Source organism: Pseudomonas floridensis (genome assembly GCF_002087235.1).
In the GTDB taxonomy this organism is placed as follows: Bacteria; Pseudomonadota; Gammaproteobacteria; order Pseudomonadales; family Pseudomonadaceae; genus Aquipseudomonas; species Aquipseudomonas floridensis.
In genome coordinates this window covers 1-22,070 of sequence record NZ_MUIO01000083.1, presented here as the reverse complement: position 1 = coordinate 22,070, position 22,070 = coordinate 1, and the positions used below count along the sequence as shown (strand labels likewise).

The following is a 22,070-nucleotide window of genomic DNA, read 5'->3' as shown; positions in this document are numbered from 1 at the left end:
CGAGGTCGTCCTCGGGTATACGGATCAGCCGCTCGCGCAGCTCGGCCGCCAGTTCCGGAGCCAGAGGCGGGTTGAACAGGCGCCCTTCGTTGAGCAATTCATCAAGCAGAAGCGGAAAGCGGGCAATCTGCTCGGCAATCCACGGACTGGCCGCGCACAGTGTCAACAGGCGGCGCAGCGCGTCGGGATTTTCCGTGAGCAGCACCAGATAAGCCGAACGCCGCGCCACCGCTTCCACCAGCGGCAACACGCGCTCAAGCACCAGATCGGGTTTCTCATGTTCCACGGCCTGAGCCAGCAGGCGCGGAATGAAGGCATCCAGCCGCTCGCGACTGAGGCGTTGCATAGAACGCAGGTGCGGGCTGCTGCGCAGATTGGCCAGGTGCTTGATGGCAGCGTCGGCATTGACGAAGCCCGCCTGGGAAAGCTGGCGACCCGCGGCGTCTTCATCCTGAGACTCTTCCCACAGCGGCAGCCATTCACCGCCAACGACGACTTCTTCGTCTTCCTGCTCCTCGTCGGGATCGGCATCCGGATCGGCAATCACCTGCCGGAAATGCCACGATACCCGGCCGCGCCAGTACATCAACCGTTCATGGAAGCTCGCCCAGTCGGCAAAACCCATGATCAGCGCGATGCGTGCCTGATCCAGCTCGTTGTCCGGCAGCATCTGAGTCTGGCGATCGGCAATTGCCTGAATAGCATGTTCGGTGTAGCGCAGGAACTCGTAGCCTTCGCGTAGTTCTTCGGTCACCGCGCCAGGCAGATAACCCTGCCCTTCCAGAGTCTTGAGCACCTTGAACAGCGGGCGCTGCTGAAGGCTCAGGTCGCGACCGCCATGAATCAGCTGGAACGCCTGCGCAATGAACTCCACTTCACGAATGCCGCCCGCGCCGAGCTTGATATTCTCGGCCATGCCCTTGCGCTTCACTTCCTGCTGAATCAGCTGCTTCATGGTGCGCAGCGCTTCGATGGCGGAGAAGTCCAGGTAACGGCGATAGACGAAAGGACGCAGCATGGCCAGCAGTTCGGCGCCCGCCTTCTGATCGCCGCCCACCACCCGCGCCTTGATCATCGCGTAACGTTCCCAGTCGCGGCCCTGATCCTGGTAATACTGCTCCAGCGCATTGAAGCTGAGCACCAACGCCCCGGAAGAACCGTAAGGCCGCAGGCGCATGTCGACGCGGAACACGAAGCCGTCCACGGTCACCGGGTCCAGCGCTTTGATCAGCCGTTGACCCAGACGGATGAAGAATTCCTGGTTGTCGAGCGCGCGCTTGGTGCCCACGGTTTCCCCGCCTTCCGGGTAACCGAAGATCAGATCGATGTCGGACGACAGGTTCAGCTCGACCGCGCCCAGCTTGCCCATGCCGAGAATCACCATGTGCTGCGGCAGGCCGGTGCGGCGACCGGTGGGCGTACCGAATTGCTGGCAGTGCCGCTCGTACAGCCATTGATAAGCCAGGTCGATGCAGCCGTCGGCCATGTCCGACAGGTCGCGACAGGTTTCGATCAAGTCGGCCTGACGGGTCAGGTCGCGCCAGATAATCCGCACTTGCTGACGCATGCGTTGGCGACGTAGATTACGCCCCAGCTCGTCATCGGTGGTGGCCGTGCTCAGTGCGTCGGCGATTTGCCCGCGCAGCTCGCCAGCGGAGAAGCTACGCTCCAGTTCGCCCGATTCGGCCATCTCCAACAGCATGCGCGGATCCCGGCAAACCTGTTCGGTGACGAAATCGCTGGCCGCACAGACCCGGTCGAACGCGTCACGGCGCGACGCAGGCCAGGCCTCGAAAGAGGTCAATGCATCAGCCGAAAAGTCAGCGAGAGCTGTACGAAATGTCTGTTGTACTCGGGTAATCAATGGCAGCAGGATGGCCGGAAAATCGGCCAGTAAAGGTAGGCTCATGGTCTATCCTTGATCGGCGTGCGAAGGGCTGCCTGCCATGACTGCAAGATCCACCTGCCACCGCCGCTTGTCGAACAAAGGTTATAAATTGCTGGAAAAATCGTTTTATAAGCATAAAATCTCGACTTTTTACCGCAGCACCTTCACTACTTATCAACAGTAACGATTTATCTCACAACACAACAGGAGCGATTTGGTCGCTTCTCTGTAGTTTTACTACTGGGTCAGTTACTCGGAGGGCTGAAATAGTCGTCGATTTGTAGTAAAACTACACGCCGCCGGGCCAACCTCCGGTAATCCAAGAATTTATGTCGTCTGCCCACAAGGCCAGTCGCAAACTCAGGCAACCGATTCTGGAAGCCTTTCCGCCCTGGAGCAAGCCATGCAAGACCTCGATCCCGTCGAAACCCAGGAATGGCTGGACGCCCTGGAATCGGTTCTCGACAAAGAAGGCGAAGACCGTGCTCACTACCTGATGACCCGTCTGGGCGAACTCGCCACCCGCAGTGGTTCGCAGTTGCCTTACGCCATCACCACGCCCTATCGCAACACGATCCCTGTCACCCACGAAGCACGCATGCCTGGCGACCTGTTCATGGAACGCCGCATTCGCTCCCTGGTGCGCTGGAACGCTTTGGCCATGGTTGTCAAAACCAACCTGAACGATCCGGACCTGGGCGGTCACATTTCGAGCTTTGCTTCCAGCGCCACGCTGTATGACATCGGCTTCAACTACTTCTTCCAGGCCCCGACCGAAGAACACGGCGGCGACCTGATCTACTTCCAGGGTCACGCATCGCCAGGCGTCTACGCCCGTGCGTTCATGGAAGGCCGCATCACCGAAGAGCAGATGAACAATTTCCGTCAGGAAGTCGACGGCAACGGCCTGTCGTCTTATCCACACCCGTGGCTGATGAAAGATTTCTGGCAGTTCCCGACTGTGTCGATGGGCCTTGGCCCGATCCAGGCGATTTACCAGGCACGCTTCATGAAGTACCTGGAACACCGCGGTTTCATCCCGGAAGGCAAGCAGAAAGTCTGGTGCTTCCTGGGCGACGGCGAGACCGACGAGCCGGAATCCCTGGGTGCCATCGCCCTGGCCGGTCGCGAGAAGCTGGACAACCTGATCTTCGTCGTGAACTGCAACCTGCAGCGTCTGGACGGTCCGGTTCGCGGCAACGCCAAGATCATCCAGGAACTGGAAGGCGTGTTCCGTGGCGCCCAGTGGAACGTCACCAAAGTCATCTGGGGCCGTTTCTGGGACCCACTGCTGGCCAAGGACGTCGACGGTATCCTGCAACGTCGCATGGACGAAGTCATCGACGGCGAATACCAGAACTACAAGGCCAAGGACGGCGCGTTCGTCCGGGAGCACTTCTTCAACTCGCCTGAACTCAAGGCGATGGTTGCCGACCTGTCCGACGACGAGATCTGGAAACTCAACCGTGGTGGTCACGACCCATACAAGGTCTATGCCGCCTACCACGAAGCCGTCAACCACAAGGGTCAACCGACCGTGGTTCTGGCCAAGACCATCAAGGGTTATGGCACCGGCGCCGGTGAAGCGAAAAACACTGCGCACAACACCAAAAAGGTCGATGTCGACAGCCTGCGTCACTTCCGTGACCGTTTCGACATCCCGGTCAAGGACTCCGAACTCGAAGCCCTGCCGTTCTACAAGCCGGAAGAAGGCAGCGCCGAAGCCCGTTACCTGAGCGAGCGCCGTGCTGCACTGGGCGGTTTCGTGCCACAGCGTCGCGCACAGAGCTTCAACCTGCCGACGCCGCCACTCGATACCCTCAAGGCCATTCTTGACGGTTCGGGCGACCGCGAAATTTCCACCACCATGGCTTTCGTGCGCATCTTGACCCAACTGGTCAAGGACAAGGAAGTCGGCCAGCGTATCGTTCCGATCATCCCGGACGAAGCCCGTACTTTCGGTATGGAAGGCATGTTCCGCCAGTTGGGCATCTACTCCTCCGTCGGCCAGCTCTACGAGCCAGTCGATAAAGAGCAGGTGATGTTCTACCGCGAGGACAAGAAAGGTCAGATCCTCGAAGAAGGCATCAACGAAGCAGGCGCCATGTCCTCCTTCATCGCTGCAGGTACTTCGTACAGCAGCCACAACCAGCCGATGATTCCGTTCTACATCTTCTACTCGATGTTCGGTTTCCAGCGTATCGGCGACCTGGCCTGGGCCGCTGGCGACAGCCGCACCCGTGGCTTCCTGGTCGGCGGCACCGCCGGTCGTACCACGCTCAACGGCGAAGGCCTGCAGCACGAAGATGGTCACAGTCACATTCTGGCGTCGACCATCCCGAATTGCCGCACCTTCGACCCGACGTACGGCTACGAGCTGGCTGTCATCATTCGTGAAGGCATGCGTCTGATGTTCGAAGAACAGCAGGACGTTTTCTACTACCTGACCGTGATGAACGAATCCTACGCCCAGCCAGCCATGCCGGCCGGTGTCGAGGAAGGCATCATCAAGGGCATGTACCTGCTTGAAGAAGACACCAAGGAAGCGGCGCACCACGTCCAGTTGCTGGGCTCGGGCACCATTCTGCGTGAAGTTCGCGAAGCGGCGAAGATTCTGCGTGACGAGTTCAACATCGGTGCCGACGTCTGGAGCGTGACCAGCTTCAACGAACTGCGTCGCGACGGTCTGGCTGTAGAGCGTGATAATCGCCTGCACCCTGGCCGCAAGCCGGAGCTGAGCTACGTCGAGCAGTGCCTCAACGGTCGCAAGGGTCCGGTCATCGCATCGACCGACTACATGAAGCTGTTCGCTGACCAGATTCGTCAGTGGGTTCCAACCAAGGAATACAAAGTCCTGGGCACCGACGGTTTCGGCCGTAGCGACAGCCGCAAGAAGCTGCGTCACTTCTTTGAAGTCGATCGTCACTTCGTTGTGCTGGCAGCCCTGGAAGCCTTGGCTGATCGCGGCGATATCGAACCTAAAGTCGTGGCTGAAGCCATCGCGAAGTTCGGCATCGATCCAGACAAACGCAATCCACTGGACTGCTAAGAGTCTGCTTCAAGAGCGCTGATCAGAGCGTAGACAGCCGAGGATGCGGAATTTACCGGGCGTAAATGAGCATCCAAGGCTGTTTCGTTGTAACTGAACCAGCGTATTCGTGAGTGAACAGGTTCTCCCAAGGAGATACAGAGTGAGTGAGCTAATTCGCGTACCCGACATCGGCAACGGTGAAGGTGAAGTCATTGAATTGATGGTCAAGGTCGGTGATCGCATCGAAGCTGACCAGAGCGTTCTGACGCTTGAGTCCGACAAGGCAAGCATGGAAATCCCGGCCCCCAAGGCTGGTGTGATCAAAACCATGAAGGTCAAGCTGGGCGACCGTCTGAAAGAAGGCGATGAGCTGTTCGAGCTGGAAATCGAAGGCGAGGCCGCTGCCGCACCTGCCGCCGAACCCGCTGCTGCGCCTGCTGCCGCTGAAAAGCCGGCCGACGCTGCACCGGCGCCTGCTGCTGCCGAACCGGCTCCAGCAGCCAGCGCCAGCGTTCAGGATATCCATGTGCCGGATATCGGCTCATCGGGCAAAGCCAAGATCATCGAACTGATGGTCAAGGTCGGTGACAGCATCCAGGCCGATCAGTCGCTGATCACCCTGGAATCCGACAAGGCCAGCATGGAGATTCCTTCTCCAGCGGCAGGCGTCGTGGAAAGCATCGAAGTCAAACTGGACCAGGAAGTCGGCACCGGCGACCTGATCCTCAAGCTGAAAGTCGAAGGCGCAGCGCCAGCGGCCGCTCCGGCTCCTGCCGCGAGCGCACCGGCCGCAGCCCCTGCCAAGTCTGAAGCGGCACCGGCTCCTGCCGCGGCTCCTGCTCCCAAGGCAGAAGCGGCGCCAGCACCGACTGCACCGGCCAAAGACGGCGCCAAGGTCCATGCCGGCCCGGCGGTTCGTCAACTGGCCCGCGAATTCGGCGTCGAGCTGAGCGCGGTCAGCGCCACCGGCCCGCACGGTCGTGTGCTGAAGGAAGACGTCCAGGCTTACGTCAAGACCATGATGCAGAAGGCCAAGGAAGCTCCAGCTGGCGGCGCGAGCGGCGGCATGGGCATACAGCCGATTCCGGAAGTCGACTTCAGCCGCTTCGGCGAAATCGAAGAAGTGCCGATGACCCGCCTGATGCAACTGGGCGCAACCGGCCTGCACCGCAGCTGGCTGAACATCCCGCACGTCACCCAATTCGACCAGGCCGACATCACCGAACTGGAAGCTTTCCGCGTTGCGCAGAAAGGCGCTGCCGAGAAAGCCGGCGTCAAGCTGACCGTTCTGCCGTTGCTGCTCAAGTCCTGCGCACATCTGCTCAAGGAACTGCCTGACTTCAACGCCTCGCTGGCCCCAAGCGGCAAGGCTGTGATCCGCAAGAAGTACGTGCACATCGGTTTCGCCGTGGACACTCCTGACGGTCTGCTGGTCCCGGTCATTCGTGATGTCGATCAGAAGAGCCTGCTGCAACTGGCTGCCGAAGCCGCTGCACTGGCTGAAAAGGCCCGCACCAAGAAGCTGACCGCCAACGACATGCAAGGCGCCTGCTTTACCATCTCCAGCCTCGGTCACATTGGCGGCACCGGCTTCACGCCGATCGTCAACGCGCCGGAAGTGGCGATCCTGGGTGTTTCCAAGGCTACCATCCAGCCTGTCTGGGACGGCAAAGCCTTCCAGCCCAAGCTGATGCTGCCGCTGTCGCTGTCCTACGATCACCGTGTGATCAACGGCGCGGCCGCTGCCCGCTTCACCAAGCGCTTGAGCGAATTGCTGGCGGACATCCGCACCATTCTGCTGTAAGCCCGAGCAGGCCTGCCTCACGGCAGGCTTTGCCGTCTGCGTTTGCGAGCTGCCACGCTCGAACCTCAACCCCGCCTCGAGCGGGGCTTTTTTTGCGTGAACGGTTTTCTGCTGATACACCTGTAGCCGTGTGAATCGCGCAATAAAAACGGGATTTTTCCCCTAAACCTGAATCGTTTAGCCTATCCGACCACGTGCGCTGAAGATCTGACTCTTGCGGCCGACACTTTTATAGCACTAAGCCACCGCGGTCTCTTGTAAGCCTGGGCCGCATGATGCAACCTTGCCATACGCGGAAATGGCCTTTGGCCCAACGCGATCAGTATTCCGGAAGCGAGTTTGTTGATGAAAAGCCAGACCGATGCTGCCGGTAGAACCGCAGCCGAGGTAGTGACGCAATTGCCTGTGCCTTCGCGCCTGGGCATGCTGCGTTTCGAGCGGCTTAACGAAGCCAATTGGGCGCTGCTGTACCTCGATGCTAACTGTGAAAAACAGTTCGGCCTGCCTGCCGTGGATCTCTGCGCCCTGATTGGATCACCCTACGCCAGCCTGATGGAGCCTGAAGCGCGCTATCAGTTGCATGACGAGTTACAACTGCAACTGGCAACATCCAACAATTACCTGATTCGCTACACCCTTCATACGCCCAGAGGTCCGCTCGGTCTGCTGGAAATCGGCGAGGCTTACAAACAACACAATCGTCACCTGCTGCGTGGTTATTTCCTCATCGTGGAAGAGTCGCTCAACGAGGGCGAATGGAGCGTCGACAGTGATCTGGAGACCCGCAACTCGCGCCTGCAGATCGCACTGGAACTCAACCAGCGCGCCCAGCGTGACCAATATGCGCATCTGGAGCGCGTGCGCGCCCAGCAGGATCTGATTCTGCGCCTCACGCGTCACCGCTACACGACCACCAATACTCTGCTGGAAGCCGCAGAGCTGATCACCAAAAGCGCATGCGATATCTACGACGTCGACCGGGTCAGCATCTGGAACCTCAACGACAAATGCATGGAGCCGATTGCCGACTATCACCGGCAGACCGGCGACTACCAGCCTCGCAGCAGCGTCGATATCAGCCCGTACCCCGGTTACCTTCAAGCGCTGCACACCAGCCGGGCGATTGACGCCTCGGACATTCAGTCCGACCCGCGCACGCGAGAGCTGGCCGAAAGCCTGTATCCCATGCAAACCAACGCCATTCTCGACGCGAGTATCCGCATCGACGGGCAGGTCGTGGGGGTGCTGTGCCTGGAGCAGACCGGGGCAACCCGCGAGTGGCAGTCCGACGAGATCGCCTTCGCCGGTGAGCTTGCCGATCAGTTCGCGCAGGTCATCAATAACCTCAACCGCCGCGCCGCGACCAATGCGCTGCACCTGTTCCAGCGGGCAGTCGAACAGAGCGCCAATGCGTTCCTGCTGGTCAATTGCGATGGCGTGGTCGAGTACGTCAACCCAAGCTTCACGGCCATCACCCAATACAGCTCCGAAGAGGTCGCTGGCCGCAAGCTGTCGGAACTGCCGGCGCTGGAGAACCTCAACGAACTGCTGCTCGAAGCCAATTCCAGCCTGACCAGCAGCAACAGTTGGCAGGGCGAATTCAAGAGCCGTCGCAAGAACCTGGAACCGTACTGGAGCCAGTTGTCGATTTCCAAGGTATATGGCGACAACCGCGAACTGACGCACTACATCGGCATTTACGAAGACATCACCCAGAGCAAGCTCGCGCAACAGCGCATCGAGCGACTGGCCTACACCGACAACCTGACCAACCTGGGCAACCGGCCGGCGTTCATTCGCAATCTGGACGAGCGCTTCGACCGCGACACCGACACGCCCATGAGCCTGCTGCTGGTCGACATCGACAACTTCAAGCGCATCAATGACAGTCTCGGCCACCAGACCGGCGACAAGCTGCTGATCAGCCTTGCACGCCGTCTGCGCAATACCTTGAGCCCGACGGATGTGCTGGCGCGCTTTGCCAGTAACGAGTTCGCCGTGCTGCTCGATCACACCGATCAGGAAGCCGGTCAGAACATCGCCAGCCAGGTACTGGCCACGCTGGACAAGCCGATGTTCGTCGATAATCAGTTGATCAGCGTGACCGGCTCGGTTGGCCTGGCCTGCGCGCCGCTGCACGGCCGTGACCCGCAGACCCTGATGAAGAACGCAGGCCTTGCGCTGCACAAAGCCAAAGCCAACGGCAAGCATCAGGTTCAAGTGTTCACCGAAGCGCTCAATGCCGAGGCCAGTTACAAGCTGTTCGTCGAAAACAACCTGCGTCGCGCCCTGACCCAGAACGAACTGGAAGTCTTCTACCAGCCCAAGCTGTGCCTGCTGTCCGGTCGGCTGATTGGCATGGAAGCGTTGCTGCGCTGGAATCATCCTGAAAAAGGCATGATTCGTCCTGATCAGTTCATTAGTGTGGCCGAAGAGACCGGCCTGATCATCCCGATCGGCAAGTGGGTGGCGCGCCAGTCCTGCCGCATGAGCAAGGCCCTGACTGCCGCAGGTTTCGGCAAGCTGCAGGTGGCAATCAATGTCTCGCCCAAACAGTTCTCCGACCCGGAACTGGTGTCGTCGATTGCCTCGATCCTCAAAGAGGAACAGCTCGATCCATCGCTGCTGGAACTGGAATTGACCGAAGGTCTGCTGCTGGAAGCTACCGAAGATACTCGCCAGCAGCTGGACTCGCTGAAGAAGCTGGGCCTGTCACTGGCGATGGACGACTTCGGCACCGGGTATTCGTCATTCAGTTACTTGAAGAAATTCCCCATCGATGTGATCAAAATCGATCGCAGCTTCATCCGCGATATTCCGGATGACGAAGACGACATGGAAATCACGTCGGCGGTCATCGCGATGGCGCACAACCTCAAGCTCAAAGTGGTGGCCGAAGGCATCGAAACCGCCGCTCAGCTGACGTTCCTGCGCCGTCACCGTTGCGACGTCGGCCAGGGTTATCTGTTCGACAAACCCATCCCCGGCGAACAGCTGATCGAGAAGCTGCAACGCTACCCGCGCCGACCGTCGGCCTGACCCCCCCCTTCCTGCCCTCTGCACTGTCGGGCACACTGTCGGTCTGTTTTTACACGGCAGCACTTGTTTCTACGTGTAACGGGACCTATGTAATTGCATTCATCCGTCCTGGCCCCCGCTGCCTGTCTCTAACGAGAGGATATGGTTCATGACTCTGCGCTCGGAAATTCTTGTGAACAAAAACGTACTGCCTACCGCTGAACAAGCACTGCCGGGTCGTGAAACCCCCATGACACTTCCGGAAACCCACTACGTCAACGGCAACCCGCTGCTGGGCCCGTTCTCCAGCAACGTGGAATTCGCCATCTTCGGCATGGGTTGCTTCTGGGGTGCGGAACGTCGCCTGTGGCAACAGGAAGGTGTGGTGAGCACTGCCGTCGGTTACGCGGGCGGATTCACGCCGAACCCGACCTACGAAGAAGTCTGCTCCGGCCTGACCGGCCACACCGAGGTGGTGCTGGTGGTGTACGAGCCTGAAAAGATCAGCTACGAATCGCTGCTCAAAGTGTTCTGGGAAGCACACAACCCCACCCAAGGCATGCGTCAGGGCAACGACATCGGCACGCAATACCGCTCGGTGATCTACTGCACCACCCCCGAACAGCTCAAAGCCGCCAAAGCCAGCGCCGAGACGTTCCAGGCCGAACTGAGCAAGGCCGGCCTGGGCGGCATCACCACGGAAATCGAACAGGCCCCGACCGTCTACTTCGCCGAGGCTTACCACCAGCAGTACCTGGCCAAAAACCCACAGGGCTATTGCGGCCTGGGTGGTACCGGGGTTTGTCTGCCGGCTTGACCCTCATGAAGGCTCATTCGCAAACAGGATAACCACACCCGAGGGGGCGGACTTGTCCGCGAAGACCGAGGCCCAACCCACGCATCTCTGCGGCTGCATCGACCTCATTCGCGAACAAGTTCGCTCCTACGCTGGAGGGCACGCGGCCCTTTGGTGGGGGCGGACTTGTCCGCGAAGACCGAGGCCCAACCCACGCATCTCTGCGGCTGCATCGACCTCATTCGCGAACAAGTCCGCTCCTACGCTGGAGGGCACGCGGCCCTTTGGTGGGAGCGGACTTGCCCGCGAAGACCGAGGCCCAAACCACGCATCTCTGCCGACTTCATTGACCTCATTCGCGAACAAGTTCGCTCCTACGCTGGACGGGCACGCGGCCCTTTGGTGGGAGTGGACTTGTCCGCGAAGACCGAGGCCCAAACCACGCATCTCTGCCGACTTCATTGACCTCATTCGCGAACAAGTTCGCTCACACGATCAACCTGATCAGGCATTACTGTTCCGCAATCAACCAATCCATCTTCCAGCCGCCCTGGGTCTGGCCCAGTGTGTCGGCCAGGTACGGCATCAGTTCGCGCAGTTCTTCTTCCAGGCCCCAGGGCGGGTTGGCGATGGCCAGGCCAGAGCCGTTGAGGCTGGCGGGCGTGTCCAGCGGGTGGACGTATAACTCGACGCGCAGCAGCTTGGGTGCGCCGGTTTCGGCCAGGTCCTGATAGAAGCGCTTGAGCAGGCGCGGGTCCTTGATCGGATACCAGATGGCCGCCACGGTCTGCCGCATGCGACTGATGGCTTCCTTCAGCGCCACGGCGCAACGCTTCATTTCATCGAGCTGCTCGAACGGCGGATCGATCAGCATCACGGCGCGCTTTTCAGCAACCGGCAGCAACGCACGCGGCACATGCCAGCCTTCGCCTAAGTGAACCGCGACGCGGCGATCACCCTTCATGTTGTCCTTGAGCAGACGCCCGTCTTCGGGGTGTTTCTCGTTGAGCAGCACACGCTCACGCTCGCGGGTCAGGCGGCGTGCCAGCTCGGGCGACCCTGGGTAGTAGCGCAGCTCGCCATCCGGGTTCATGTCGTGCAGCACTTGCAGGTAATCAGCGGCCAGCGCGGGCAGGTCCTGCGCATCCCACAGACGGCCGATGCCTTCCAGCCATTCGCCAGTGCGAGTGGCCTGATCACCCTTGAGGTCGTAAAGCCCGAGGCCTGCGTGGGTGTCGAGGTAGGCGAACGGTTGCTCCTTGCGCGCCATGAGGGCGATCAGGCGAGTCAGGGCAATGTGTTTGAACACGTCGGCGTGGTTGCCGGCATGGTAGGCGTGACGGTAATTCATGGCAGCTCCTGGCAGGCCGGGCAGTTTAGCAAACCTGCGCCCTGAACAAGAATTTGTAACGAATTTGCAGGGCGTTTCCCTTTCTTTTGCAGGACATTTCCGAGAAACTCCCGCCCCCTTGTGCCTCCCCCGCTCGACCACTACTCTGCGCCGGTCGCTGCATATTCAGCGATGAGGAGTAGTAGCCCTCGGTGTGATTAGGCGCAATGCGCCACCTGTGCAAGGCGCTTTTTTACGGCCTGCGTTTTATGGTGGCCGTGCGTCAGGGCGTTTTCGGACGCACCGGTTCCTAATCACCGGGCTACTACCTGCGCACGGCCGCCACTTTCGATTAGTAGCCGAGGGTGACGACCTATTGATAGCCGATTAGGAATCATCCCTATGCTGAAATTCGTCCCGGATCTACCCGCCTTCAAAGTCAATCCAGCCCTGAGCCATGAAGACGCACTGATGCACGCCAGCGACCTGCTGCGTTGCGCGGTGACCAGCGCCTATGAATTCAGCGACAGCATGAGCGGCGTGCAACGCGATCTGACCCTTTCGATCATGCACCTCACGGAAATGGCCAAGGCCATGGTTGACCAGACACTGGACAGCCTGTCGAACGACTGAAAACGACACGTTCATAGCCAATCCGGCCATCGTTGATCGCGAAGGGTTGCCCGAGCGCAAAGCTGCTACCAGAATCGAGGCAAATTCAAACAACGGAAGCCACGCCATGATGCACGCGGACCTGATTGATCAAGAAGACCTGATTGGCCAATTCAGGGCATTGGGCTTTGACATGCCCGGCGGTGCCACCGCAGAACAAGCCTGCGCCCACGTGGTGCGCGGCCTCAACGCAGAACGCGCCGCCGCACTGCGGCGCCTGGTCGAGCAACTGTTGACCGGCAGCGCCACCATCCTCCCCGCCGTGCGCCAGGCAATCGACCAGCAACTGCTGCCCGCACTGGCAACGTACAGACAGAGTCAGGGTTAAAACCCTTTTTTCGCGGACAAGTCCCACAAAGGCGCTCAGGACACTCCGCATCAGGACCCAAGCGCGCCGGAAACCTTCAGCCCTGCGAAAGCGTCTTGGCAATCACGTCAACCGTCGCACTGACCTGATCTTCATAGCGCGCCAGTTCGCCCTTGTGCTTGTCTTTCAGATCGATCTGCTGAGAGCAGAGGTTCAGTGCGGCAAGCACCAGCAGGCGGTCGCCGATGAGGGTCGGGTATTTGCGTTTGGTGTCGGCCAGCGAGGCGTTGAGCATGGCGGCGGCTTGCAGGAGCTTCACGTCCTCGCCTTCCGGAGCCTTGACCGAATATTGATTGCCCAGAATCGAAAGGACGGTTACCCCGTCTCGGTCGAAGCTCATGCGCTGACAGCGCTGGCGCTGGTTGCCCGATCAACCAGTGCCTGAATGCGGGCGGCGGTGCTGCCCTGCTTTTCTTCCTGCTCCATCAGACTCAGTTGCAAACTGTCGTTTTCGTCCCTGACTTTTGCCAGCTCTGCGGTGAGCTGGGCATTCATTTCCTGCAGGTTCTGGTTCTGTTGTACCAGGTCACCGACAAGCTGTTCCAACTGGCTTAGGGAGGCTTCCAACATTTTGATTACTCGAGCAAATTTCAACGGGCGCACACGATAAAGAAAAGTCACTGCGCATGCCAGCGCTCAGGCCCTTGGGGCGCGGCGTCTTACGTCATGGACACGTCGATAACGGAACGCATGGGGGCCTTGTGACTACGATTGTGGGGGCTTGTTCCGGCTGTTCGTCAGACGGTTCCCGCCTGCGACAAAAACGCACAGCCGCGGGACGCAACATTACAGACCGAAAGCCCCGGCAGTCAGTACTTTCAAGGCTTTGCGACTGTAAAACCGGATGCGTGAAAAAAACGTCATGAATCGGGCGACGCTGATTGCAGCGCAGCCGCTCAAGTGTTCGGGCATCTGACCGATAGGCACCCACTCACGTTACTTTTTGTTTTGTCGCATGGAACGCGCACTCTGACTCTGGAAGCCTTCTATGTCCCTTCGCAATATGAATATCGCCCCGCGTGCGCTTCTCGGATTTGCCATGATCGGCGCACTGATGCTGATCCTCGGCGTCTTCGCTCTCTCACAGATGAGCAAGATCCGCGGCGCGACCGAAGTGCTCGCCGACAACAACGTGCCGAGCATCAAGAGCCTGGATCGTTTCGCAGAAGTCAGTATCCGCCTGCGCGTGCTGTCGTATCGCTTGCTGGTCAACCGCGAGCCCGATATTCAGCAGAAGACCATCGAACTGCTGGCGATGCGCAACAAGCAGATCAACGACGCCCAGGCCATTTACGAGAAGCTGATCAGCGACCCGAACGAGCGTGCGCTTTACGGTCAGTACGTGCAGTTGCTGGGACAGTACCGTGACCTCGAATCGCGCATGAAGACGCTGACGCTTGCCAACAAGGTGAGCGAGCTGCAGGACTTGCTCAACACAGAAATGCTCAGCAACTCCGATCAGATGAATGCGGTGCTGATCAAGCTGGTCGACATCAACACCGCTCAGCTGATGGAGGTCAAGAAGCAGGCCGCCGCAGAATACGAATCGGCCTTCAATATGGTCATCGGTCTGCTGATCGCTGCCACCCTGCTGACCATCGTGTTCGCCTGGATGCTGATCAAGAGCATCACCCGCCCGATCGCTGCGGCATTGTCAGCGGCGGAAACCATTGCGCAAGGCAATCTGACACAGCCGATTCAGGTGGATGGCACCGACGAGGCCGGTCGTCTCTTGCAGGCCATGAAAACCATGCAGGACAAACTGCGCGACACGTTGCAGCGCATCTCGGGCTCGGCCACGCAACTGGCTTCTGCGGCCGAAGAACTGAACGCTGTGACCGATGAGAGTGCTCGCGGCCTGGCGCAGCAGAACAACGAGATTGAACAGGCGGCGACGGCAGTCAACGAAATGACCAGCGCGGTGGAAGAAGTCGCTCGCAACGCGACCAGCACTTCCGAAGCGTCACGCAACGCCACGGCGTCGGCGGGCGACGGACGTGATCTGGTATTGGAAACGGTCAATGCCATCGAGCGCATGAGCGGTGACGTGAAGGAGACTGCCGACCTGATCGGCAATCTGGCCAACGAATCCCGCGACATCGGCAAAGTACTGGATGTGATTCGCGGCCTGGCGGATCAGACCAACCTGCTGGCTCTGAACGCTGCCATCGAGGCTGCGCGTGCCGGTGAGGCCGGTCGTGGGTTCGCTGTCGTGGCAGACGAAGTTCGCGCACTCGCCCATCGCACGCAGCAGTCGACCAGCGAGATCGAACGCATGATCGGCAGCATTCAGGGCGGCACTGAACAGGCTGTCAGCTCGATGCGCAACAGCACCGAGCGCGCCGAATCGACCCTGAGCATCGCCAAGGGCGCCGGTCTGGCGCTGGACACCATCAATAGCGCGGTGGAAGAAATCAATGAACGCAATCTGGTGATCGCCAGCGCGGCTGAAGAACAGGCGCAAGTGGCGCGTGAAGTGGACCGCAACCTGGTCAACATCCGCGACCTGTCCGCCCAGTCCACCACCGGCGCCAACCAGACCAGCGCAGCCAGTACCGAGCTGTCGCGCCTGGCGGTGGACTTGAACAGCATGGTTGGGCGCTTCAGCCTCTGATCAGCGTCGTTGCGCAGCTCTGCGTCCGGCGTGGGCCGCGACGCAGAGCCGGGCATGAACCCTGCTTACAGGCGCACACTCGCAAACGTCGATTCATTGCGCGCCTGACTCAGTGCCGACATCGGACCTGACAACGGCGCCAGTACCAGTGCCTGCGGAATAGGCATCATGGCCACTTGCTGTGCGGTGTTGGAGCCTACTCGTTCGTCGCGTGGCGGAATGCCGAAGTATTCGCGGTAGCACTTGGAGAAGTGCGGTGTGGAAACAAAGCCGCAGACCGATGCCACTTCGATGATCGACATAGGCGTCTGCTTGAGCAATTGCCGGGCGCGGATCAGGCGCAGTTTGAGGTAATAGCGCGACGGCGAGCAGTGCAGGTACTTCTGGAACAATCTCTCCAGTTGCCTGCGTGAAACGGCGACATAGACGGCCAGTTCGTCGAGGTCGATCGGCTCTTCAAGGTTGGCTTCCATCAACGCGACGATTTCCTGCAACTTCGGCTGATTGGTGCCCAGCATGTGCTTCAGCGGCACGCGCTGGTGATCCTGTTCGTTGCGGATACGCTCGTAGACGAACATCTCGGAAATCGCTGCCGACAGTTCGCGACCATGATCGCGGCTGATCAGGTGCAACATCATGTCCAGTGGCGCAGTGCCGCCAGAACTGGTGAAACGGTTGCGGTCCAGAGTGAACAGACGTGTGCTCATCGCCACGCGTGGAAAGGCTTCCTGCATCGACGCCAGACATTCCCAATGCACGCTGCAATCGAAACCGTCCAGCAGGCCGGCGCATGCCAGCGCCCAGCTGCCGGTGCACACCGCGCCCAGCCGACGGGATTGACGCGCCTGGCTCTGCAACCAGCTCACGTGCTCGCGGGTCACGGTGCGCTGAATGCCGACGCCCCCGCAGACGATCACAGTGTCCATCACCGGTGCCTGATGCATCGCCGCGTCCGGGGTGATCTGCAAACCATCGCTGGCCCAGACCTGACCGCCATCCAGGCTCAGGGTGGTCCAGCGATAAAGCTCGCGACCTGACAACTGGTTGGCCATCCGCAGAGGTTCTACCGCAGAAGCAAGGGAGATCAGTGTGAAGTTATCCAGCAGCAGAAAACCGATGGACTGTGGGGCGCGGTTCTGGGGTTGAGTCCCTTGATTGAACGATGTCATCACACTATCTCCTCTCACGTGGCGGGGGTCGGCCTCAGACGAGGCTCTTGTTATGGCCATCTTGAAAGCAAGGCCTTGCAATGACATCGCAAATCCCATGCCTAAAATTGATCGGGCATTCAATAACACCTGAAAACGACGTCGCGATGCGTCTATCCGGTAGCGACCGGCCTGTCTGTTTGCGACCTTGAGGGCTGCGCATGGCGGCGTCAGGTGAGCAATTCGGTAGCACTGCAAGGAAACGCGCAGAGAGAAACCGGCTCAGGAGTGATACTCAAAGCACGGTGGGGAAGCGATTGGCCATCCTTATTTGCGCGCTAAAAGGTGGCGGCTGCCAGTGCGGGTGTTCAAAAATCGAGCAGACCGATAGCGCGGCAAGAGGGTGCCGTGCCCGCCCATCCCGGAACTAACCGGGGCTAATCCCCTCAAAACGACCACGTTCGCGAAGGCGCGGCCCCATCCGGACCACCGTGTAAGGGGCTTTTGCAGACCGCCATTCCGGTCTCGCCGCTCTGCTACGCTTGGAGCCGCATTGCCGCGCAATGGCCGCAGCATGGGCCATCGCGCAAGTGCTCGACACCTGGCACCGACGCCACCATACCCACCCGCGCCATGGACTTCGAGCCGCGCACCCAGCAAACGTTTTTGGCCGTTTTCTGGCTGCTCCACCCCTGCAAAAGTGCGCTTGCACGATGGAATAAATCTGTAAGCGACCTTGCGCACACTGGATGCGACCCCGCCTGTACTGGATACGACGCCCCCAGTATGCGTTTGATTTTGCCTGTTACATGATCGGCTTCGACTCGATCGCCAGGCGCAGTGATGGAGCTTCGCGAAATGCTTCGCCAACACATAAGTCGCGTCAGCGCTCACCTGATGAAACGGTGAGCGGGTGACCAAGAAGAAACTTGAAGGAGTCCACCCCGATGAAAGGTTCCAAACCGTTACTGTTGGCCGCCACGCTCTGTATACCGGTGCTGGCTCAGGCCGCCGAACCAGAAGCCTGTCATACCGTGAACTTCTCCGATGTCGGCTGGACCGACATTACCGTCACCACCGCAGTGACCAGCGCCGTACTCGAATCGCTCGGCTACAAGACCAAGACCACCATGATCTCCGTTCCCGTGACCTACAAGTCGCTGGCGGACGGCAAGAACATGGACGTGTTTCTGGGCAACTGGATGCCGACCATGGAAAACGACATCAAGGCTTATCGCGAAGCCGGCACTGTCGAGACCGTACGCGCCAACCTGGAAAACGCCAAATACACGCTGGCCGTTCCTGAAGCGCTCTACGACAAGGGTCTGAAAGACTTTTCCGACATCGCCAAATTCAAGAAAGAACTGGGCGGCAAGATCTACGGCATTGAGCCCGGCAACGATGGCAACCGCCTGATCCAGAGCATGATCGACAAGAATACCTTCGGCCTCAAGGACGCAGGCTTCAAGGTCGTCGAGTCCAGCGAAGCGGGCATGCTGTCGCAGGTTGATCGCGCCACGCGTCGCAATACCGATGTGGTGTTCCTGGGCTGGGAACCGCACCCGATGAACAACCGCTTCAAGATGAAGTACCTGACGGGCGGCGACGAGTTCTTCGGCCCCAACTATGGCCAGGCGACCATCTACACCAACACCCGCAAGGGCTATGCCCAGGAATGCAGCAATGTAGGCCAGTTGCTCAAGAACCTGTCGTTTACTCTGGACATGGAAAGCACGCTGATGGGTAACGTGCTCGACGACAAGATGAAGCCGGATGCCGCCGCCAAGGCGTGGATCAAGAAGAACCCTCAAGTGCTCGACACCTGGCTGGCGGGTGTGAACACCGTTGACGGCAAACCAGGCCTGGAGGCTGCCAAGGCCAAGCTGACCCAGTAAGCCGACAGCAGGCGGGCCAGCCCCGCCTGCTGTCTTCATTTTTCCCCGCAAGCGGACAATCACTATCATGCTGACTGATCATAAAATCCCTTTGGGCGAGTACATCGCGGCGTTCGTCGACTGGTTGACACGCAATGGTGCCGACTACTTCGATGCGATAGCCTCGACACTGGAAATGATGATCCACGGGCTGACCTTCGCCCTCACCTGGTTCAACCCGCTGGTACTGATTGGCCTGATCGCTGCCCTCGCACATTTCATCCAGCGCAAATGGGGCCTGACGGTCTTCGTCATCCTTTCGTTCCTGCTGATCCTGAACCTGCATTACTGGCAGGAAACCATGGAAACGCTGGCACAGGTGCTGTTCGCCACCATGGTCTGCGTCGTGATAGGCGTGCCGCTGGGCATCATTGCCGCGCACAAGCCAATGTTCTACACGGTCATCCGCCCGCTGCTCGATCTGATGCAGACGGTGCCCACCTTCGTGTACCTGATTCCGACCCTCACGTTGTTCGGCCTGGGCGTGGTGCCCGGCCTGATCTCGACGGTGGTGTTCGCCATCGCTGCGCCGATCCGCCTGACTTATCTGGGGATCCGCGACGTGCCTCATGAATTGCTGGACGCGGGCAAGGCCTTCGGCTCTTCGCGCCGCCAACTGCTGACACGCATCGAACTGCCCTACGCCATGCCCAGCATCGCGGCCGGTATCACCCAGTGCATCATGCTGTCGCTGTCGATGGTGGTGATCGCCGCGCTGGTCGGTGCCGACGGTTTGGGCAAACCCGTGGTCAACGCATTGAACACCGCTGATATCGCCTTGGGCTTCGAAGCGGGCCTGGCGATTGTGTTGCTGGCAATCATGCTCGACCGCATCTGCAAACAACCCGAAGCCAAGGTAGGGTCCGACGCATGAGCATCATCAAATTCGACAAGGTAGACGTCATCTTCTCCAAGGACCCGCGTGAGGCCCTCAAGCTGCTGGACGAAGGCCTGACGCGTGACCAGATCCTCAAGAAAACCGGACAGATCGTGGGCGTTGAGAGCGCCACGCTGGAGATCGAGAAAGGCGAAATCTGCGTGTTGATGGGCCTGTCCGGTTCCGGCAAATCCAGCCTGTTGCGCTGTATCAATGGTCTCAACACCGTGAGCCGTGGCTCGCTGTTCGTCGAACACGAAGGCTCGCAGATCAACATCGCCAATTGCACAGCGGCGGAACTGAAGATGATGCGCACCAAGCGCATCGCCATGGTCTTCCAGAAGTTCGCCCTGATGCCCTGGCTGACGGTGCGCGAGAACATAAGCTTCGGCCTGGAGATGCAGGGCCGTCCGGAAAAGGAACGGCGCAAGCTGGTCGACGAAAAGCTGGAGCTGGTCGGCCTGACGCAATGGCGCAACAAAAAGCCGGACGAGCTTTCCGGCGGCATGCAACAGCGTGTTGGCCTGGCCCGTGCGCTGGCGATGGACGCCGATATTCTGCTGATGGACGAACCGTTCTCGGCGCTCGACCCGCTGATCCGTCAGGGTCTGCAGGACGAACTGCTGGCCCTGCAAAGCAAGCTGAGCAAGACCATCGTGTTTGTCAGCCATGACCTGGATGAGGCGCTGAAACTGGGCAGTCGCATCGCAATCATGAAAGACGGCCGGATCGTGCAATACAGCGTGCCGGAGCAGATCGTGCTCAATCCGGCGGACGAGTACGTGCGCACCTTTGTTGCCCACACCAACCCGCTCAACGTGCTGTGCGGTCGTAGCCTGATGCGCACGGTCGATCAATGCACCCGAGTCAACGGCTCGGTCTGTCTGGATCCGGGCGGCGACTCCTGGCTGGATCTGGCCGAAGGCAACGTCATCAAGGGCGCACGCCAAGGCACCGGCTCGCTGGACTTGCAGAACTGGACGCCGGGCCAGGACGTCAACACCCTGGACCGCCGCCCGACCCTGGTGCACTCCAACATCGGCATGCGCGACGCGTTGCAGATTCGCTATCAGACCGGCAATAAACTGGTGCTGCAGGACGGCAATCAGGTCGTCGGCATCCTCGGCGACACCGAGCTGTATCACGCACTGCTGGGCAAGAACCACGGCTGACCGTTTCACCGCACTGCATCACGGCTCGTGGGCCTGATGCAGTAGCGTAATCAAACCCGCTGGGACGCATAACGTCCCGGCTCATTCTCAGGCTGAAGCGTGGGAATGATCACTCATCTCTCGCACATCAATCACGCCCAATGTTTTTTATTGATTGATCGTTCAATTAAAAATCTTTAGACTGGCCCAGCCATTTCGGTATAACGATCACTTCAGCCACTCGGGAGAATCGCGCCTATGCCAAAGGTCGGTATGCAACCCATCCGCCGCCAGCAATTGATCCAGGCCACGCTCACTGCGGTCGATCAAGTCGGCATGGGCGACGCCAGCATTGCCTTGATTGCCCGTCTGGCGGGCGTCTCCAACGGCATCATCAGTCACTACTTTCAGGACAAGAACGGCCTGATCGCAGCGACCATGCGCCACCTGATGAACGCGCTGATCCAGACCGTCAGCGAACGACGCCAGGCCCTGACCGATGACAGCCCGCGTGCCCACCTGCAAGTGATCATCGAAGGCAACTTCGACGCCAGCCAGGTCAACGGACCGGCCATGAAAACCTGGCTCGCCTTCTGGGCGACCAGCATGCATCACCCGTCGCTGCACCGGTTGCAGCGCATCAACGACCATCGCCTGTATTCGAATCTGTGCTGCCAGTTCCGCCGTGTACTGCCGCTGGAACAGGCACGCAATGCAGCCCGCGGGTTGGCAGCTCTGATAGATGGGTTGTGGCTAAGAGGCGCATTGTCAGGCGATGCATTCGACACCGAGCAAGCGCAACGGATTGCCTACGAATACATGGATTTCCAACTGGCGAAATCGGCGGACTGAGCGCTTTCACCGCGCCCTCACCGAACGACTTGATACGGGTGTTGCCCAATGTTTCCGGCACACTGAAATCAGTCATCGCCTCCCCCACTGAATTTGCGAGGACTTTATGGCCCGTTTTGAATTGCAGAAACTCTACATCGACGGCGGCTATGTCGATGCCACCAACACCGAGACCTTTGACTCCATCAACCCGGCGAACGGCGAAGTACTGGCCAAGATCCAGCGCGCCAGCCAGGAAGATGTCGAGCGCGCTGTGGTCGCCGCTGAAAAAGGCCAGAAAATCTGGGCCGCCATGACCGCAGTCGAGCGTTCGCGCATCCTGCGTCGTGCCGTGGACATCCTGCGAGAGCGCAACGATGAACTGGCTGCTCTGGAAACCCTGGACACCGGCAAGGCCATCTCCGAAACCCGCTACGTCGACATCGTCACCGGTGCGGACGTGCTGGAGTACTACGCCGGTCTGGTGCCTGCCATCGAAGGCGAACAGATCCCGTTGCGTGATTCCTCTTTCGTCTACACCCGCCGCGAGCCGCTGGGTGTGGTCGCCGGTATCGGCGCGCGGAACTACCCGATCCAGATCGCTCTGTG

The 22,070-nt window shown here is 59.7% G+C and carries 17 protein-coding genes and 1 pseudogene; 13 read left to right on the top strand and 5 right to left on the bottom strand.

The genetic code is table 11. From position 1 onward, the window contains the following. On the bottom strand, window positions 1-1,909 hold a 1,909-nt coding region (gene glnE / locus BZK31_RS20405; RefSeq protein WP_083184898.1), incomplete at its 3' end, for a bifunctional [glutamate--ammonia ligase]-adenylyl-L-tyrosine phosphorylase/[glutamate--ammonia-ligase] adenylyltransferase. Between the two features lie 382 nt (window positions 1,910-2,291). On the opposite strand from glnE, the gene aceE reads away from it, so the two are divergent. From aceE to msrA, 4 genes are all read left to right on the top strand, one after another. Further along, a complete protein-coding gene (gene aceE / locus BZK31_RS20400) occupies window positions 2,292-4,937 on the top strand; it encodes a pyruvate dehydrogenase (acetyl-transferring), homodimeric type (protein ID WP_083184896.1) in 2,646 nt (881 codons plus the stop codon). A 142-nt stretch (window positions 4,938-5,079) separates the two neighbouring features. After that, complete coding sequence (gene aceF, locus BZK31_RS20395) at window positions 5,080-6,723, top strand: dihydrolipoyllysine-residue acetyltransferase (RefSeq protein WP_083184894.1); 1,644 nt, start codon at window positions 5,080-5,082, stop codon at window positions 6,721-6,723. A gap of 345 nt (window positions 6,724-7,068) precedes the next feature. After that, window positions 7,069-9,762 (top strand): sensor domain-containing phosphodiesterase, encoded by a 2,694-nt coding sequence (locus BZK31_RS20390; protein WP_083184893.1) that lies wholly within the window; start codon window positions 7,069-7,071, stop codon window positions 9,760-9,762. A gap of 148 nt (window positions 9,763-9,910) precedes the next feature. After that, window positions 9,911-10,558: a peptide-methionine (S)-S-oxide reductase MsrA gene (msrA, locus tag BZK31_RS20385; protein WP_083184892.1), complete on the top strand. Its 648-nt coding sequence runs from the start codon at window positions 9,911-9,913 to the stop codon at window positions 10,556-10,558. Window positions 10,559-11,048: 490 nt separating this feature from the next. Here the strand turns inward: msrA and BZK31_RS20380 are convergent, their stop codons facing one another. Then, the gene (locus BZK31_RS20380; RefSeq protein WP_083184890.1) at window positions 11,049-11,888 is read right to left on the bottom strand and encodes a 23S rRNA (adenine(2030)-N(6))-methyltransferase RlmJ; all 840 of its coding nucleotides are present in this window, start codon (window positions 11,886-11,888) and stop codon (window positions 11,049-11,051) included. Between the two features lie 381 nt (window positions 11,889-12,269). On the opposite strand from BZK31_RS20380, the gene BZK31_RS20375 reads away from it, so the two are divergent. After that, window positions 12,270-12,500, top strand: a complete 231-nt coding sequence (locus tag BZK31_RS20375) for a DUF6124 family protein (protein ID WP_083184888.1) — start codon at window positions 12,270-12,272, stop codon at window positions 12,498-12,500. Window positions 12,501-12,606: 106 nt separating this feature from the next. Then, the gene (locus BZK31_RS20370) at window positions 12,607-12,867 is read left to right on the top strand and encodes a hypothetical protein (protein ID WP_083184886.1); all 261 of its coding nucleotides are present in this window, start codon (window positions 12,607-12,609) and stop codon (window positions 12,865-12,867) included. A gap of 76 nt (window positions 12,868-12,943) precedes the next feature. Here the strand turns inward: BZK31_RS20370 and BZK31_RS20365 are convergent, their stop codons facing one another. Beyond that, window positions 12,944-13,246 (bottom strand): cell division protein ZapA, encoded by a 303-nt coding sequence (locus tag BZK31_RS20365; protein WP_083184884.1) that lies wholly within the window; start codon window positions 13,244-13,246, stop codon window positions 12,944-12,946. After that, the gene (locus tag BZK31_RS20360; protein ID WP_083184882.1) at window positions 13,243-13,476 is read right to left on the bottom strand and encodes a hypothetical protein; all 234 of its coding nucleotides are present in this window, start codon (window positions 13,474-13,476) and stop codon (window positions 13,243-13,245) included. Before BZK31_RS20360 ends, BZK31_RS20365 begins: the two co-directional genes overlap by 4 nt. A gap of 418 nt (window positions 13,477-13,894) precedes the next feature. On the opposite strand from BZK31_RS20360, the pseudogene BZK31_RS30640 reads away from it, so the two are divergent. Both BZK31_RS30640 and BZK31_RS30635 read left to right on the top strand, forming a co-directional pair. Continuing rightward, window positions 13,895-14,665, top strand: a pseudogene (locus tag BZK31_RS30640) (MCP four helix bundle domain-containing protein); the annotation flags it as partial. After that, window positions 14,648-15,520, top strand: a complete 873-nt coding sequence (locus BZK31_RS30635) for a methyl-accepting chemotaxis protein (RefSeq protein ID WP_425273300.1) — start codon at window positions 14,648-14,650, stop codon at window positions 15,518-15,520. The pseudogene BZK31_RS30640 and the gene BZK31_RS30635, both read left to right, overlap by 18 nt. Window positions 15,521-15,585: 65 nt before the next feature. On the opposite strand, the gene gbdR is transcribed toward BZK31_RS30635, so the two are convergent. Then, complete coding sequence (gene gbdR / locus BZK31_RS20350; RefSeq protein WP_083184879.1) at window positions 15,586-16,689, bottom strand: choline metabolism transcriptional regulator GbdR; 1,104 nt, start codon at window positions 16,687-16,689, stop codon at window positions 15,586-15,588. Between the two features lie 926 nt (window positions 16,690-17,615). On the opposite strand from gbdR, the gene BZK31_RS20345 reads away from it, so the two are divergent. From BZK31_RS20345 to BZK31_RS20325, 5 genes are all read left to right on the top strand, one after another. After that, window positions 17,616-18,563, top strand: coding sequence for a choline ABC transporter substrate-binding protein (locus BZK31_RS20345; protein ID WP_083184877.1), 948 nt, complete (start codon window positions 17,616-17,618; stop codon window positions 18,561-18,563). A gap of 64 nt (window positions 18,564-18,627) precedes the next feature. Next, window positions 18,628-19,476: a choline ABC transporter permease subunit gene (gene choW, locus BZK31_RS20340; RefSeq protein WP_180274405.1), complete on the top strand. Its 849-nt coding sequence runs from the start codon at window positions 18,628-18,630 to the stop codon at window positions 19,474-19,476. Next, window positions 19,473-20,651, top strand: coding sequence for a choline ABC transporter ATP-binding protein (choV, locus tag BZK31_RS20335; RefSeq protein ID WP_083184873.1), 1,179 nt, complete (start codon window positions 19,473-19,475; stop codon window positions 20,649-20,651). The genes choW and choV overlap by 4 nt, the downstream gene beginning before the upstream one ends. Before the next feature lie 237 nt (window positions 20,652-20,888). Next, complete coding sequence (gene betI / locus BZK31_RS20330) at window positions 20,889-21,482, top strand: transcriptional regulator BetI (protein WP_083184871.1); 594 nt, start codon at window positions 20,889-20,891, stop codon at window positions 21,480-21,482. A 106-nt stretch (window positions 21,483-21,588) separates the two neighbouring features. Next, window positions 21,589-22,070, top strand: a 482-nt coding sequence (locus tag BZK31_RS20325; protein ID WP_157900769.1) for an aldehyde dehydrogenase family protein, incomplete at its 3' end; no start/stop codon positions are given.